This window comes from Streptomyces vastus (genome assembly GCF_039532825.1).
In the GTDB taxonomy this organism is placed as follows: Bacteria; Actinomycetota; Actinomycetes; order Streptomycetales; family Streptomycetaceae; genus Streptomyces; species Streptomyces vastus.
Genome location: NZ_BAAASJ010000043.1, coordinates 130,296 through 146,480, shown reverse-complemented (window position 1 = coordinate 146,480; position 16,185 = coordinate 130,296). Strand labels below are relative to the sequence as shown.

The 16,185-nt window shown below is 69.5% G+C and carries 14 protein-coding genes; 13 read left to right on the top strand and 1 reads right to left on the bottom strand.

Features of this window, described 5'->3' with window-relative positions; translation table 11 throughout:
* The first annotated feature begins 36 nt into the window (after positions 1 to 36).
* The 12 genes from ABD357_RS21970 to ABD357_RS21915 all read left to right on the top strand — a co-directional run bounded on the left by ABD357_RS21970 (position 37) and on the right by ABD357_RS21915 (position 14,341).
* Positions 37 to 678 (top strand): TIGR02234 family membrane protein, encoded by a 642-nt coding sequence (locus ABD357_RS21970; RefSeq protein ID WP_344392235.1) that lies wholly within the window; start codon positions 37 to 39, stop codon positions 676 to 678.
* 135 nt (positions 679 to 813) lie between these two features.
* On the top strand, positions 814 to 1,044 hold the full coding sequence (locus ABD357_RS21965) for an HGxxPAAW family protein (protein ID WP_344392233.1): 231 nt from the start codon (positions 814 to 816) through the stop codon (positions 1,042 to 1,044).
* A 109-nt stretch (positions 1,045 to 1,153) separates the two neighbouring features.
* Positions 1,154 to 1,588: a DUF2752 domain-containing protein gene (locus ABD357_RS21960; RefSeq protein ID WP_344392231.1), complete on the top strand. Its 435-nt coding sequence runs from the start codon at positions 1,154 to 1,156 to the stop codon at positions 1,586 to 1,588.
* A 175-nt stretch (positions 1,589 to 1,763) separates the two neighbouring features.
* Entirely contained in the window at positions 1,764 to 2,573 is an 810-nt protein-coding gene (trpC, locus tag ABD357_RS21955; protein WP_344392229.1) for an indole-3-glycerol phosphate synthase TrpC, read from the top strand.
* A gap of 7 nt (positions 2,574 to 2,580) precedes the next feature.
* Positions 2,581 to 2,895 (top strand): tryptophan biosynthesis modulator TrpM, encoded by a 315-nt coding sequence (gene trpM, locus ABD357_RS21950; RefSeq protein WP_344392226.1) that lies wholly within the window; start codon positions 2,581 to 2,583, stop codon positions 2,893 to 2,895.
* 48 nt (positions 2,896 to 2,943) lie between these two features.
* Positions 2,944 to 4,236: a tryptophan synthase subunit beta gene (gene trpB / locus ABD357_RS21945; RefSeq protein ID WP_344392225.1), complete on the top strand. Its 1,293-nt coding sequence runs from the start codon at positions 2,944 to 2,946 to the stop codon at positions 4,234 to 4,236.
* Positions 4,233 to 5,048: a tryptophan synthase subunit alpha gene (trpA, locus tag ABD357_RS21940; RefSeq protein ID WP_344392223.1), complete on the top strand. Its 816-nt coding sequence runs from the start codon at positions 4,233 to 4,235 to the stop codon at positions 5,046 to 5,048. Before trpB ends, trpA begins: the two co-directional genes overlap by 4 nt.
* A gap of 125 nt (positions 5,049 to 5,173) precedes the next feature.
* On the top strand, positions 5,174 to 5,947 hold the full coding sequence (locus ABD357_RS21935; RefSeq protein ID WP_344392222.1) for a DsbA family protein: 774 nt from the start codon (positions 5,174 to 5,176) through the stop codon (positions 5,945 to 5,947).
* 103 nt (positions 5,948 to 6,050) lie between these two features.
* Positions 6,051 to 7,013, top strand: coding sequence for a prolipoprotein diacylglyceryl transferase (gene lgt, locus ABD357_RS21930; RefSeq protein ID WP_344392221.1), 963 nt, complete (start codon positions 6,051 to 6,053; stop codon positions 7,011 to 7,013).
* Positions 7,014 to 7,193: 180 nt separating this feature from the next.
* Positions 7,194 to 7,922, top strand: a complete 729-nt coding sequence (locus tag ABD357_RS21925) for a VIT1/CCC1 transporter family protein (protein ID WP_344392220.1) — start codon at positions 7,194 to 7,196, stop codon at positions 7,920 to 7,922.
* A gap of 370 nt (positions 7,923 to 8,292) precedes the next feature.
* The gene (gltB, locus tag ABD357_RS21920) at positions 8,293 to 12,888 is read left to right on the top strand and encodes a glutamate synthase large subunit (RefSeq protein ID WP_344392435.1); all 4,596 of its coding nucleotides are present in this window, start codon (positions 8,293 to 8,295) and stop codon (positions 12,886 to 12,888) included.
* Positions 12,881 to 14,341 (top strand): glutamate synthase subunit beta, encoded by a 1,461-nt coding sequence (locus ABD357_RS21915; protein ID WP_344392219.1) that lies wholly within the window; start codon positions 12,881 to 12,883, stop codon positions 14,339 to 14,341. Before gltB ends, ABD357_RS21915 begins: the two co-directional genes overlap by 8 nt.
* Before the next feature lie 124 nt (positions 14,342 to 14,465).
* On the opposite strand, the gene ABD357_RS21910 is transcribed toward ABD357_RS21915, so the two are convergent.
* Entirely contained in the window at positions 14,466 to 15,353 is an 888-nt protein-coding gene (locus tag ABD357_RS21910) for a chitosanase (protein ID WP_344392218.1), read from the bottom strand.
* Positions 15,354 to 15,445: 92 nt separating this feature from the next.
* On the opposite strand from ABD357_RS21910, the gene ABD357_RS21905 reads away from it, so the two are divergent.
* On the top strand, positions 15,446 to 16,165 hold the full coding sequence (locus tag ABD357_RS21905; RefSeq protein WP_344392217.1) for a vWA domain-containing protein: 720 nt from the start codon (positions 15,446 to 15,448) through the stop codon (positions 16,163 to 16,165).
* The last annotated feature ends 20 nt before the right edge of the window (positions 16,166 to 16,185 follow it).

Below are 16,185 nucleotides of genomic sequence, written 5' to 3'. Positions count from 1 at the left end.
ACCCCGGGTGACCGTTCGCCCGGGCTTCAAGCGATAGTGGGGTGCGTGACTGCTGTACCTCACCCCCGATACGAAGCGGCCGGACCCGCCCGGTCCGGCCGCCGAAGCCTGGCCATCGCCCTGCTGTGCGGCGCGCTCGGCGCGGCCGTGGCGCTGCTCGCCTCGCGGCAGGGCTGGTCGGAGGGCACCGCGACGGTGGCCGGCGGCGACTTCCCGCTGAGGGCCACGGGCAGCGACGTCACGGGCGTGCCCGCGGCCCTCGCCATAGTGGGCCTGGCCGCCCTCGTCGCCGTCTTCGCCGTACGCCGCGCCGGGCGCTTCCTGGTCGCCGGGCTCCTCGCGCTCTCCGGCGCGGGCACCGTGGCCGCGGCCCTCCTCGGCGCCACCGACAGCTCCGCACTCGACGACAAGGCAGCGCAGGCCTCCGGCGACACCGCCGCGACCGTCGACTCCATGAGCCATACAGCCTGGCCGTACGTGGCCGCCGCGGGCGGAGTACTGCTCCTGCTCGCGGGACTGCTCGCGCTGCGCTACGGACGGCTGTGGCCGGCCATGTCGGGCCGTTACGAGCGGGACGGCTCCCCGAGGCCCCGTAAGGCCAGGCCCGCCGCGGACCCGGACCGGCCCGAGGAGATGTGGAAGGCGCTGGACCGCGGCGAGGACCCCACCGGTGCCTAGCGGTGCGTGAGGCAGGACCCCCGATCAACGTGCACGCGCGCGTGCGGAACAATGGGCCTTCGAGCGTCCGACTCACTCAGGCGACTCGCACAGGCACACACAGCCACACACGCAATCAGCAACGAGGAGCAAGTCATGGCGGGCAACCACCACGGTCACACCCCGGCCGCCTGGACCGGTGTCATCATCGCCTTCATCGGTTTCTGCGTCGCGGGTGCCTTCATGGTGCTGGCCAACCCGCTGGGCTTCTGGGCCGGCCTGGTGATCGTCGTCCTCGGCGGCGTGGTCGGCATGGCCATGAGCGCGGCGGGCCTCGGTCAGCCGAAGTCCACGCACCAGCCGCACAAGGTGGCCTCCGACAGCTGATCCTCGCCCATGACATCGAGGAAGGCGGTCGCGGCTCCCTCGCCGGGGCCGCCCTTTCCCGTGCTTTTTCCTGTGCGCGGTGTGCTGCTCTCGAGGCAGAATGCGTTGAGTGGACACCGAAAGCCAGAGGGTGACGTCCCCTCCCGAATCCGTGGTGCGGCGGCTGGCCGTACCAGGCGGTGTGCTCGCGGCCGTCGCCGGGGCCTTCGCGTACGTCGCCGCCGTGGATCCGAACGAACCAGGGCACTACCCGGCCTGTCCGCTGTTCCAGTACGCGGGCGTGTACTGCCCCGGCTGCGGCGGGCTGCGCAGCGCGCACGCCTTCGCGCACGGGGACTTCGCGGCGGCGCTGCAGGCCAACGCGGTCGCGGTCGTGGCGTACTTCGTGTTCGCGGTGCTGTGGACGCTCTGGGTGGTCCGCTCGGTCCGGGGCCGCCCGCTGACTCTCGACTTGCGGACCGTACATCTGTGGGGGATCGGGGCGTTCCTGTTCGTCTTCACAGTTGTCCGGAACCTGCCGTTCGGTGGCTGGCTTCACCCTTGATCCACTGGCGAATGTCCAGGTAGTGGGACCGGCGTCAACCGGATGCGAGGGCAACGCCCTCCTGCGGATACCATCGCAGTGACCATCGGTTTCGTCTGATGCGGGCGACGCTCGACTCAACCGCTCAGCAGCTCGACAGCTTGAACCGTCCACCGTCAGGAAGGGGGCCGCTCGCGTGAGTGTGCTCGACGAGATCATCGACGGAGTCCGTGCCGACCTCGCGGAGCGGCAGGCACGCGTCAGCCTCGACGAGCTCAAGGAGCGTGCGGCGAAGGCTCCTGCGGCCAAGGACGGCGTAGCCGCCCTGCGGGGTGAAGGCGTCAAGGTCATCTGCGAGGTGAAGCGTTCGAGCCCGTCCAAGGGCGCGCTCGCCGCGATCGCCGACCCGGCTGCGCTCGCGGCGGACTACGAGGCGGGCGGCGCGGCGGTGATCTCGGTGCTGACCGAGCAGCGGCGCTTCGGGGGTTCGCTGGCGGACCTGGAGGCCGTACGCGCCCGGGTGGACATCCCGGTCCTGCGCAAGGACTTCATCGTCACGTCGTACCAGCTGTGGGAGGCGCGGGCGTACGGCGCGGATCTGGCCCTGCTGATCGTCGCGGCCCTCGACCAGGCCGCCCTGGAGTCCCTCATCGAGCGCGCCGAGTCCATCGGGCTCACCCCGCTCGTCGAGGTGCACGACGAGGACGAGGTCGAGCGGGCGGTGGCCGCCGGAGCGAAGGTCATCGGCGTGAACGCGCGCGACCTGAAGACCCTGAAGGTCGACCGAACGACCTTCGACCGCGTCGCCCCCGAGGTCCCCGACACCATCGTCAAGGTCGCCGAGTCCGGCGTCCGCGGCCCCCACGACCTCATCGCCTACGCCAACGCCGGCGCCGACGCGGTCCTGGTCGGCGAGTCCCTGGTGACCGGCCGCGACCCGAAGGCAGCGGTCTCCGACCTGGTGGCAGCGGGCGCCCACCCGGCCCTGCGCCACGGACGGGGCTGACCCACGGATGTACGCCGACCGCGCCCTCACCGCGACCCGTCCGGGCTCTCGCCCCGACGGCGGTCCGGCGTGCGCACGGTCGGCCGCCGCGGCCCCCTCGGCGCCGCGGGACCCCTACGCCCGCCTTGCCCGCGGCTGCCGTCCGCGAGGATGCCGGGCGCCCGCGCGACGGGTGCACGGACGCCGGGTGCGGTACGTGATCGGGGACGAGCCGGGGCAGGTCAACGGGATGCGATGGCGTCGGCGCCTCGCGCCTTCGCCGCCGGCAGGTGTCCGCATGACTCGATGGGCACCTCTGACGGCGCACGCGCGCACACCGTGACCGTCATCCGACCTGCAACCGGGGCTCACGCCCCTGTGAGGTAACCGCATGCCCAGTGAGTTCTTCATCCCTGACCCGGAGGGTCAGATTCCCAGCGCCGAGGGGTACTTCGGCGCGTTCGGCGGCAAGTTCATCCCGGAGGCGCTGGTCGCCGCCGTGGACGAGGTCGCCGTGGAGTACGACAAGGCGAAGGCCGATCCGGAGTTCGCACGCGAGCTGGACGATCTGCTCGTCAACTACACCGGACGTCCGAGCGCACTGACCGAGGTGCCCCGGTTCGCCGAACACGCGGGTGGCGCCCGCATCTTCCTCAAGCGGGAAGACCTGAACCACACCGGCTCGCACAAGATCAACAACGTGCTCGGCCAGGCCCTGCTCACCAAGCGCATGGGCAAGACCCGCGTCATCGCCGAGACCGGAGCCGGCCAGCACGGCGTCGCGACCGCCACCGCCTGCGCCCTCTTCGGCCTCGAGTGCACCATCTACATGGGCGAGATCGACACCCAGCGGCAGGCCCTCAACGTCGCCCGTATGCGCATGCTCGGCGCTGAGGTCATCGCCGTGAAGTCGGGCTCCCGGACCCTCAAGGACGCCATCAACGAGGCGTTCCGCGACTGGGTCGCCAACGTCGAGCACACCCACTACCTGTTCGGGACCGTGGCAGGTCCGCATCCCTTCCCCGCCATGGTGCGCGACTTCCACCGGGTGATCGGCGTCGAGGCCCGGCGCCAGCTCCTGGAGCGCGCCGGACGGCTCCCCGACGCCGCCATCGCCTGCGTCGGCGGCGGCTCCAACGCCATCGGCCTGTTCCACGCGTTCATCCCCGACACGGACGTACGCCTCGTCGGCTGCGAACCGGCCGGCCACGGCGTCGAGACCGGCGAGCACGCGGCCACCCTCACCGCCGGGGAGCCGGGCATCCTGCACGGTTCGAGGAGTTACGTGCTGCAGGACGAGGAGGGCCAGATCACCGAGCCGTACTCGATCTCGGCCGGCCTCGACTACCCGGGCATCGGCCCCGAGCACTCGTACCTCAAAGACAGTGGCCGCGGCGAGTACCGGGCCGTCACCGACGACGCGGCGATGCAGGCCCTGCGCCTGCTGTCGCGGACCGAGGGCATCATCCCGGCCATCGAGAGCGCGCACGCGCTCGCCGGTGCCCTGGAGGTGGGCCAGGAGCTGGGCAAGGACGGCCTGATCATCGTCAACCTGTCCGGGCGCGGCGACAAGGACATGGACACGGCCGCCCGTTACTTCGGCCTGTACGACAAGGGCGCCGACGCCGTCGTCGCCGCGGATGCCGACAGTGACACCGCCGAGATCGAGGGGGACGCCAAGTGAGCGGCAACATCGAGCTGTTGAGCGACACCCTCGCGGCAGCGAAGGCGGAGGGCAGGTCCGCCCTCATCGCGTACCTCCCGGCCGGCTTCCCGACCGTCGACGGCGGGATCGCCGCCATCAAGGCGGTCTTCGACGGCGGCGCCGACGTCGTCGAGGTCGGGCTGCCGCACAGCGATCCGGTCCTCGACGGCCCGGTCATCCAGACCGCCGACGACATCGCCCTGCGCGGCGGAGTCAGGATCGCGGACGTGATGCGCACGGTCCGCGAGACATACGAGGCGACCGGTAAGCCGGTGCTCGTGATGACGTACTGGAACCCCATCGACCGCTACGGCGTCGAGCGCTTCACCGCCGAACTGGCGGCGGCCGGCGGGGCCGGCTGCATCCTGCCCGACCTCCCCGTGCAGGAGTCGGCCCTCTGGAGGGAGCACGCCGAGAAGCACGGCCTCGCGACCGTCTTCGTCGTCGCGCCCAGCAGCAAGGACGCCCGGCTCGCCGACATCACCGCGGCGGGCTCCGGATTCGTGTACGCGGCCTCCCTGATGGGCGTCACCGGCACCCGCGAGTCGGTGGGCGCGCAGGCGCAGGACCTCGTACGACGCACCAAGGCCACCACCGAGCTGCCGGTCTGTGTCGGCCTCGGCGTCTCCAACGCCGGACAGGCCGCCGAGGTCGCCGGTTTCGCCGACGGCGTCATCGTCGGCTCCGCCTTCGTCAAGCGCATGCTGGACGCGCCGGACGAGACGGCGGCCCTGGAGGCCGTGCGCACACTCGCGGCGGACCTCGCGAAGGGCGTCCGGGGAACGGTGTGACGGGCGGTCCGGCCGGCCGCCGACGTCTGTTGCGTCCACGTACGTAACGGACAATCCGCTCACTCGTACGGGTGGACCTGGGACCGGGGAGGCGCTCGTTGCCTCCCCGGTTCGTTCTGCCACATGTGAGCGAGAAGAACCGTGAAGGAAAGCGCACCGCCCGCGAGCGGCTGGCGGTCGAGCGAGAGAAGCAGAGGGCCGGGGAGAAGCGCCGCCGTGTGCTGATCGTGAGTTCCACCGTGGTCTGCGTACTGGCATTGGCTGGGGTGATCGGTGCCCTGGCCGCGAACGCGGGCAACGGAAAGGCGGAAACGGAGGGGCCGGTCAGGGCACCCTCCGGGGCGAACGGCGACGAGAGTCCCGCCATCCCGGTCGGCAAGGAGAGCGCCAGATCGACGCTCACCGTGTGGGAGGACTTCCGCTGCCCGGCCTGCAAGAGCTTCGAGGACGCGTACCGCTCGACGATCCATGAGCTGACGGACTCCGGCCGGCTGAAGGTCGAGTACCACCTCGCCACGCTGATCGACGGGAACATGGGCGGCAGCGGCTCCCTGCGCGCCGCCAACGCCGCCGCATGCGCTCAGAACGCCGGGAAGTTCCCCGAGTACCACGACGCGCTGTTCCAGAACCAGCCTCCGGAGACGAGCGACGAGTTCGCCGACAACGGCAAGCTGATCGAGCTGGCGGGCAAGGTCGACGGACTCGACACCCCCACGTATCGGAAGTGCGTCGAGGACGGTAGGCACAACAGCTGGGTCGCCAAGTCCAACAAGGCCTTCCAGAGCGGTGGCTTTCAGGGCACTCCGACCGTGCTGCTGAACGGCGAGAACATCTACCAGGACCGGGCGATGACCCCGGCGAAGCTGAAGCGGATGATCGAGGAGCCGGACAAGTCGTAGCGCCGGCGAGGGATTCGGGGGCCGGGGCCCGTGGCCCGTTATGGAGCCGTAGCCCGGGCGGGTTGCCGCACTTCCCGCCCGGCAGGGTAGCGTCGTCCCTGCCATGGAACTTGCCTATATCCCCAGCCCGTCGCGCGGTGTGGTCGAAGTCGGCCCCATTCCGCTGCGCGGTTACGCGTTCTGCATCATCATCGGCGTCTTTCTGGCCGTCTGGCTCGGAAACAAACGGTGGATCGCCCGCGGGGGCCGGTCCGGCACCGTGGCCGACATCGCCGTGTGGGCGGTGCCGTTCGGTCTCGTCGGCGGCCGGCTGTACCACGTCGTCACGGACTACCAGCTGTACTTCAGCGAGGGCGAGAACTGGGTCGACGCCTTCAAGATCTGGGAGGGCGGCCTCGGGATCTGGGGCGCCATCGCGCTGGGCGGGCTGGGCGCGTGGATCGGGTGCCGTCGGCGCGGAATCCCGCTGCCCGCGTGGGCCGACGCCCTCGCGCCGGGCATCGCCCTCGCACAGGCCATGGGCCGCTGGGGCAACTGGTTCAACCAGGAGCTGTACGGGCGCGCCACGGATCTGCCCTGGGCGGTGAAGATCACGTCCTCGGCCGACGGACGCATTCCCGGCACGTATCACCCGACCTTCCTCTACGAGTCGCTGTGGTGCGTCGGCGTCGCGCTACTCGTCATCTGGGCCGACCGGCGCTTCAAGCTCGGGCACGGGCGGGCGTTCGCGCTGTACGTCGCCGCGTACTGTGCGGGCCGGTTCTGGATCGAGTCCATGCGCGTCGACGAGGCCCACCACATCCTCGGTATGCGCCTCAACGAGTGGACCGCGATAGTGGTCTTCCTCCTCGCCGTCCTCTACATGGTGCTGTCGGCCAAGCGGCGCCCGGGACGGGAAGAGGTCGTCGAGCCGGCGGCTGTCGCCGACGGTCCGGCGGGCGACGCGGAGGCCTCCGGCGAGGAGTCCGAGAAGGAGTCCAAGGAGGCCGACACGGCGGAATCCGGTGACCCCTCCGATGCGAAGTCCGATCTGAAGGACGAGGCCGAGTCGGCCAAGAAGTCCTGACCTCGGCTGTACGTCGAAGGGGGCGCCCCAGTTACTCGGGGCGCCCCCTTCGTCATGCCGGCATCGCGCAAAAGCGCAGGTAAGTACGGCCTTCCTTGCTGGCGGGCGGGAAATCTCCGGCGTACTTTGGATGTTGTCAAGAAGTGGAATTCATCCAATGAAGTTCTCTGGGGGACCGTCGTGGCCATCATCGAGACCGAAGCGAGCCTGCACGCAGCGCACCGCGACAACCACACCCACCGGGACGTCAACGGTGGCTGGCTGCGTCCCGCGGTCTTCGGCGCGATGGACGGTCTCGTCTCCAACCTGGCGCTGATGACGGGCGTGGCGGGCGGGGCCGTCGCCCATCAGACGGTCGTCCTCACCGGCCTCGCGGGACTCGCCGCCGGCGCTTTCTCCATGGCGGCAGGCGAGTACACCTCCGTCGCCTCGCAGCGCGAGCTCGTGGAGGCCGAACTCGACGTGGAGCGCCGGGAGTTGCGCAAGCATCCCAAGGACGAGGAGCGAGAGCTCGCCCAGCTGTACGAAGGCCGGGGGGTCACCCCCGCACTCGCCCGCGAGGTGGCCCGGCAGCTGTCGAAGGACCCCGAGCAGGCCCTCGAGATCCACGCGCGCGAGGAGCTGGGTATCGACCCCGGCGACCTGCCCTCGCCGACCGTGGCCGCCGCCTCCTCCTTCGGCTTCTTCGCGCTGGGCGCCCTGCTGCCCGTACTCCCGTATCTGCTGGGCGCGACCGCGCTGTGGCCGGCCGTGCTGCTGGCGCTGCTCGGGCTCTTCGCGTGCGGGGCTGTCGTGGCCAGGGTGACCGCTCGGTCCTGGTGGTACAGCGGGCTGCGGCAGCTCGCCCTGGGCGGTGCCGCGGCGGGTGTGACGTACGCCCTGGGCAGTCTGTTCGGTGCGGCCGTATGATGGCTCGGCTGAGGGTTCTATGCATGGGACTGCATAAGTAGCTGTTACTCGGCGGTTTCGATTCCTTAACCACTGGGCATGAGCCGTAAGCGCTGCGGGCAATGAGGCCTGCTGTGCACCAGCGCGGTGGGCGACGTTGCCCGCCGCGTACCCGGACCGGCGGGCATGGATCTGTCCCCGTTGGCCCCCTTATCCCACCGCCACGAGCGGTACCCCCACCGCGACCTGCGGTGTCCGCATGTTGGAACGCGGTATCCGGTTCCCGAGAACCGCTCCATCATGTAACCTGCACGAAATTTTGATCTCAGCAGAGGGCCAACGTCGTCCCTCGGCAATCTGCATATGCCACATGACGACGACGGGAGAGCCGATGCGTACGCCGCGCCAGCCGTCCCAGCATTCCGAGAATGGCCAGAACTGGTCGTTCATGGATGCTCGCCCTGCTGCGCAGGGTATGTACGACCCCCGCAACGAGCACGACGCCTGTGGCGTCGGCTTCGTGGCGACCCTCACCGGCGAGGCGAGCCATGCGCTGGTCGAGCAGGCGCTCACGGTTCTGCGCAACCTGGAGCACCGCGGTGCCACCGGCGCCGAGCCCGACTCGGGCGACGGTGCCGGCATCCTGTCCCAGGTCCCCGACGCCTTCTTCCGTGAGGTGGCCGGATTCGAGCTGCCCGAGGCCGGAGCCTACGCGGTCGGTACCGCCTTCCTGCCCGAGCACAACGCGGCCGACGCCGTGGCACGGATCGACGCGATCGCCGCCGACGAGGGCCTGACCGTCCTCGGCTGGCGCGAGGTCCCGATCGCCCCCGAACTGCTGGGCGCCACCGCCCGCTCCACGATGCCCGCCTTCCGGCAGATCTTCGTGAGCGACGGTGTCAGCAAGGGCATCGACCTCGACCGCAAGGCCTTCGTGCTGCGCAAGCGCGCCGAGCGTGAGGCCGACGTGTACTTCCCGTCGCTCTCCGCGCGCACCATCGTCTACAAGGGCATGCTCACCACCGGTCAGCTGGAGCCCTTCTTCCCGGACCTGTCCGACCGCCGCTTCGCCTCCGCGATCGCGCTCGTGCACTCCCGGTTCTCCACCAACACCTTCCCGAGCTGGCCGCTCGCCCACCCGTACCGCTTCGTCGCGCACAACGGCGAGATCAACACGGTCATGGGCAACCGCAACTGGATGCGCGCCCGCGAGTCCCAGCTGGTGTCCGACCTGTTCGGCCCGCAGGAGAAGCTGGACCGGGTCTTCCCGATCTGTACGCCGGAGGCCTCCGACTCGGCGTCCTTCGACGAGGTGCTCGAACTGCTCCACCTCGGCGGCCGTTCGCTGCCGCACTCCGTGCTGATGATGATCCCGGAGGCGTGGGAGAACCACGACTCCATGGACCCGGCCCGGCGCGCCTTCTACCAGTTCCACTCCACGATGATGGAGCCCTGGGACGGCCCGGCCTGCGTCACCTTCACCGACGGCACCCAGGTCGGCGCGGTCCTCGACCGCAACGGACTGCGCCCCGGCCGTTACTGGGTCACCGACGAAGGCCTCGTCGTCCTCGGCTCCGAGGTCGGCGTCCTCGACATCGACCCGGCCAAGGTCGTCCGCAAGGGCCGGCTGCAGCCCGGCCGGATGTTCCTCGTGGACACCGCCGAGCACCGCATCATCGAGGACGACGAGATCAAGGCCGAGCTCGCCGCCGAGAACCCGTACGCGGAGTGGCTGGAGGCCGGCGAGATCGAGCTCTCCGACCTGCCCGAGCGCGAGCACATCGTGCACACCCACGCCTCGGTCACCCGTCGCCAGCAGACCTTCGGCTACACCGAGGAAGAGCTGCGCGTCATCCTCGCGCCGATGGCCAAGGCCGGTGCTGAGCCGATCGGTTCGATGGGTACGGACTCGCCGATCGCGGCCCTGTCCGACCGCCCGCGTCTCCTCTTCGACTACTTCACCCAGCTGTTCGCGCAGGTCACCAACCCGCCGCTGGACGCCATCCGCGAGGAGCTCGTCACCTCGCTGCGCTCGTCCCTCGGGCCCGCGGGCAACCTCCTGGAGCCGACCGCCGCGTCGTGCCGCAGTGTCACGCTGCCCTTCCCGGTGATCGACAACGACGAGCTGGCCAAGCTCATCCACATCAACGCCGACGGCGACATGCCGGGCATGAAGGCCGCGACGCTGTCGGGTCTCTACCGGGTCGGAGGAGGCGGCGACGCCCTCGCGGCCCGTATAGAGGAGATCTGCACCGAGGCCGACGCCGCCATAGAGAACGGCGCCCGCCTGATCGTCCTCTCGGACCGGCACTCCGACGCCGAGCACGCGCCGATCCCGTCGCTGCTGCTCACCGCGGCCGTCCACCACCACCTCATCCGTACGAAGCAGCGCACCCAGGTGGGTCTGCTCGTCGAGGCCGGCGATGTCCGCGAGGTCCACCACGTGGCCCTGCTCATCGGCTACGGCGCCGCGGCCGTGAACCCGTACCTGGCGATGGAGTCCGTCGAGGACCTCGTCCGCGCAGGGACGTTCCTCCCCGGTATCGAGCCCGAGAAGGCCATCCGCAACCTGATATACGCCCTGGGCAAGGGCGTTCTGAAGGTCATGTCCAAGATGGGCATCTCGACCGTCGCCTCCTACCGCGGCGCCCAGGTCTTCGAGGCCGTCGGCCTCGACCAGGCCTTCGTCGAGAAGTACTTCAACGGCACCGCCACCAAGATCGGCGGCGTCGGCATCGACGTCATTGCCAAGGAGGTCGCCGCCCGCCACGCGAAGGCGTACCCGGCGAGCGGCATCGCGCCCGCGCACCGCGCCCTCGACATAGGCGGCGAGTACCAGTGGCGCCGCGAGGGCGAGCCGCACCTGTTCGACCCGGAGACGGTCTTCCGCCTCCAGCACTCCACACGCAGCGGCAGCTACGACATCTTCAAGAAGTACACGGACCGCGTGAACGAGCAGTCCGAGCGGCTGATGACGTTGCGCGGCATGTTCGGCTTCAAGTCGGACCGCGAGCCGATCTCCATCGACGAGGTCGAGCCGGTCAGCGAGATCGTCAAGCGCTTCTCCACCGGCGCCATGTCGTACGGCTCCATCTCGAAGGAAGCGCACGAGACGCTCGCCATCGCGATGAACCAGCTGGGCGGCAAGTCCAACACCGGTGAGGGCGGCGAGGACGCGGACCGGCTGTACGACCCGGCGCGCCGTTCGTCGATCAAGCAGGTCGCCTCCGGCCGCTTCGGTGTGACGTCGGAGTACCTGGTCAACGCGGACGACATCCAGATCAAGATGGCCCAGGGCGCCAAGCCCGGCGAGGGCGGCCAGCTGCCCGGCCACAAGGTATACCCGTGGGTCGCCAAGACCCGGCACAGCACCCCCGGTGTCGGCCTGATCTCCCCGCCGCCGCACCACGACATCTACTCCATCGAGGACCTGGCCCAGCTCATCCACGACCTGAAGAACGCGAACCCGCAGGCGCGGATTCACGTGAAGCTGGTCTCCGAGGTCGGTGTCGGTACGGTCGCCGCGGGTGTCTCCAAGGCGCACGCCGATGTCGTACTCATCTCGGGGCACGACGGTGGTACGGGCGCGTCGCCGCTCACTTCCTTGAAGCACGCCGGTGGACCCTGGGAGCTCGGCCTCGCCGAGACCCAGCAGACGCTGCTGCTGAACGGCCTGCGCGACCGCATCGTCGTGCAGACCGACGGCCAGCTGAAGACCGGCCGTGACGTCGTCATCGCCGCGCTGCTCGGCGCCGAGGAGTTCGGTTTCGCGACCGCGCCGCTCGTCGTCTCCGGCTGCGTCATGATGCGCGTCTGCCACCTGGACACCTGCCCGGTCGGTATCGCCACGCAGAACCCGACCCTGCGGGACCGTTTCACGGGCAAGGCCGAGTATGTCGTGAACTTCTTCCAGTTCATCGCCGAGGAGGTCCGCGAGCTCCTCGCCGAGCTGGGCTTCCGCTCCATCGAGGAGGCCGTCGGCCACGCCGAGGCGCTCGACGTCACGCGTGCCATCGACCACTGGAAGGCGCAGGGCCTGGACCTGGAGCCGCTGTTCCACGTGCCCGAGCTGCCCGAGGGCGCGGTGCGCCACCAGGTCATCGCGCAGGACCACGGCCTGGAGAAGGCGCTCGACAACGAGCTGATCAAGCTCTCCGCCGACGCCCTGGCCGCGGCCGGTGCGACCGACGCCCAGCCGGTCCGCGCCCAGGTCGCGATCCGCAACATCAACCGCACGGTCGGCACCATGCTCGGCCACGAGGTGACGAAGAAGTTCGGCGGCGCCGGTCTGCCCGACGACACCATCGACATCACCTTCACGGGTTCGGCGGGCCAGTCCTTCGGCGCCTTCCTGCCGCGCGGTGTCACGCTGCGCCTGGAGGGCGACGCCAACGACTACGTCGGCAAGGGCCTGTCCGGCGGCCGGGTGATCGTGCGTCCCGACCGGGGTGCCGACCACCTCGCCGAGTACTCCACGATCGCCGGCAACACCATCGCGTACGGTGCGACCGGCGGCGAGCTGTTCCTCCGGGGCCGTACGGGCGAGCGGTGCTGCGTCCGCAACTCCGGCGCCACGGTTGTGTCCGAGGGTGTGGGCGACCACGGCTGCGAGTACATGACCGGCGGTCACGCGGTGATCCTCGGCGAGACGGGCCGTAACTTCGCGGCCGGTATGTCGGGCGGCATCGCCTACGTGATCGACCTGAACCGCGACAACGTGAACGTCGGCAACGTCGGCGCCATCGAGAAGCTGGACGACACCGACAAGCAGTGGCTGCACGACGTGGTGCGCCGGCACGCGGAGGAGACCGGCTCCACGGTCGCCGGGAAGCTCCTCGCCGAGTGGTCCGAGTCGGTGGACCGCTTCAGCAAGATCATCCCCAGTACGTACAAGGCAGTGCTCGCCGCCAAGGACGCCGCCGAGCGAGCCGGGCTCTCCGAGTCCGAGATCACCGAGAAGATGATGGAGGCGGCGACCAATGGCTGATCCCAAGGGCTTTCTGAACCACGGCCGCGAGGTCGCCAGGACCCGTCCCGTCGAGGAGCGCGTCAGGGACTGGAACGAGGTCTACGTCCCCGGCTCGCTGCTGCCGATCATCTCCAAGCAGGCCTCGCGCTGCATGGACTGCGGCATCCCGTTCTGCCACAACGGCTGCCCGCTGGGGAACCTGATCCCCGAGTGGAACGACTACGCGTACCGCGAGGACTGGTCGGCGGCGTTGGAGCGGCTGCACGCCACGAACAACTTCCCGGAGTTCACCGGGCGGCTGTGCCCGGCCCCGTGCGAGTCGGCGTGCGTCCTCGGCATCAACCAGCCCGCCGTGACCATCAAGAACGTCGAGGTCTCGATCATCGACAAGGCGTGGGACAGCGGCGATGTCGCGCCGCAGGCGCCGGAGCGGCTGTCCGGCAAGACGGTCGCGGTCGTCGGCTCGGGCCCGGCGGGCCTGGCGGCGGCTCAGCAGCTGACGCGGGCCGGCCACACGGTGGCGGTGTACGAGCGGGCGGACCGCATCGGCGGCCTTCTCCGCTACGGCATCCCCGAGTTCAAGATGGAGAAGCGGCACATCAATCGCCGTATCGAGCAGATGCGCGCGGAGGGCACGCGTTTTCGTACGGGCATCGAGATCGGCCGCGACATGAAGGCGACGGATCTGCGCAAGCGGTACGACGCCGTGGTCATCGCGGCCGGGTCGACCGTCTCGCGTGACCTCCCTGTCCCCGGGCGTGAGCTGAACGGCATCCACTTCGCGATGGAGTACCTGCCGCTGGCCAACAAGGTGCAGGAGGGTGACTATGTGTCGCCTCCGATCACCGCCGAGGGCAAGCATGTCGTGGTCATCGGTGGGGGTGACACCGGTGCCGACTGTGTGGGCACGGCCCACCGCCAGGGCGCGGCGTCCGTCACGCAGCTGGAGATCATGCCGCGGCCGGGCGACGAGCGGAACGCAGGGCAGCCCTGGCCGACGTTCCCCATGCTCTACAAGGTCACCTCCGCGCACGAGGAGGGCGGCGAGCGGGTCTACTCCGTCTCGACGACCCACTTCGAGGGTGACGAGGACGGCAACGTGCAGTGGCTGCACCTTGTCGAGGTCGAGTTCGTGGACGGCAAGCTGAACCAGAAGCCGGGTACGGAGCGGAAGATCCCGGCCCAGCTGGTCACGCTCGCGATGGGTTTCACCGGGATCGACCAGGAGAACGGGATGGTCTCGCAGTTCGGCCTGGACCTCGACGAGCGGGGCAATGTCGCCCGTGACGGTGACTTCCAGACGAGCGTTCCGGGTGTCTTCGTGGCCGGTGACGCCGGGCGCGGCCAGTCGCTGATCGTCTGGGCCATCGCGGAGGGCCGCTCGGCCGCCCGCGGGGTCGACCGCTTCCTCACGGGCGCGAGCGACCTCCCGGCCCCCATCCGCCCGACGGACCGCGCACTCGTGGTCTGACACCCCGAAACGTCCCGTACAAAGGCGTACGGAACACACAACGCCCGCCCCTTGTCCCCGACCGGACGCTGGGCGGGCGCTGTGGTTTTTCGCCCCCGCGAAACCCCCGCAGTCGCCCGACCGGCTACTTGGAGACCCGGAACGTTTCTCCATACATCGCCCACTCCAGCGGAGTCTCGAGGGCAAGATTCCCGTCGTACAGGAAACGTCGCTGTGCCGTATCGATTCGGCTCGTGTCGCGATGGGACTTCCGGGACTTCATCGTCGCGCGGCGGATGTCCAGGAAGATGTCGAGGTACGCCTTCTCCTTGCCGCCCTGCGCAGGTGTGTCCGCCTCGGAGACGACGCGCTCACGCAGACCGTAGAAGCCGGTCGGATCGGTGCCGGGACCGTGCATGACCATGGCGTCGTAGTAGATGAACTGACCGAGCGTACCGAGACCGTCGAGCTTGGCGAGCCGCACCGCGGGGTCGAAGTAGACACGGTCACGCTCCGTGTTCTGGGCCTTGCGGAACGCCGCCAATTCCGCCTCCTTCTTCCAGGCAGCCGTGAAGCCGGGGTCCAGGCCCTCATGGGAGTCCGTACCGTCCACCTTGCGCAGAGCGGACAGATAGCGCGCGAGCCCGTTGTCCGGGTGGTCCTTCGTATAGCGCTCGACGAGGACGAGGAGATCGTGCGTACCGGTGCAGAAGCCGACGATGCCCGCGGTGTAACCCTGACCGTCACCGATGTCCTCGATGTAGCCGTACTGGTCGCGCCAGTTCAGCGTCGAGTTCTCCGCGCTCGTCACGATCTTCTGGGCCAGCTCCTTCTTCTCCGGCGCCGCGAGCCCGGGCGGCAGATCCGCGATCAGCTCATCCTCGGCCGCCCGCCCGGTCGGCTGGGAAGCAGACGGCCTCCCTCCGGAGCCGGAGCCGGAGTCGTCCGATTCCATGTCGGGCGTGAAGAAGTAGACCGTAGCCGTCACAAAGACGGGCACAGCAGCGAACAACAGGCAACCAGCACGCTTCATGGCGCTCAGGGTACGTTCTGCCGCACGCCGACTTGGCGAGTGGTTCCCCGAGCTGGGCTCCATCGGTCGGCGCATGACCGAAAGGAGCCGCTGTGACCGGGATCAGCCTCAGAAAGGTGGAGGAGACCGCGCCCGCGCTTGTCTCCCTCTACAAGAGCGCGGGAGCGAGCCTCGCCGAGCACGGGCTGAGCGGACAGCGGGCCGCCGTCTATCTCGTCGTCGACTACTCGGGCTCGATGAAGCCCTACTACAAGGACGGCAGCGTACAGGCGCTCGCCGACCGGGTGCTGGGCCTCTCGGCGCACTTCGACGACGACGGGACCGTACCCGTGGTGTTCTTCTCCACGGACATCGACGCGATGACGGACATCGCGCTCGACAACCACCAGGGCCGTATCGAGCGGATCGTCGCGGGCCTCGGCCACATGGGCAAGACCAGCTACCACCTGGCCATGGACGCGGTAATCGACCACTACCTGGACAGCGGTTCCAAGGACCCGGCCCTGGTCGTCTTCCAGACCGACGGCGGCCCGATCAACAAGCTCGCCGCCGAGCGGTACCTGTGCAAGGCCGCGAAGCTCCCCCTCTTCTGGCAGTTCATCGGCTTCGGCGACGCGACGAGCAAGCAGTTCGACTTCCTCCGCAAGCTCGACGAACTGGCGGTGCCGGGCAAGCGGATCGTCGACAACGCCGGTTTCTTCCACGCCGGTTCGGACTCGCGACGCGTCTCGGACAGCGAGTTGTACGACCGTCTGGTGGCCGAGTTCCCGCAGTGGCTGTCGGCGGCCCGGGCCCAGGGGATCGTCCGCTGACGGACGGCTCGCGGCCCTGT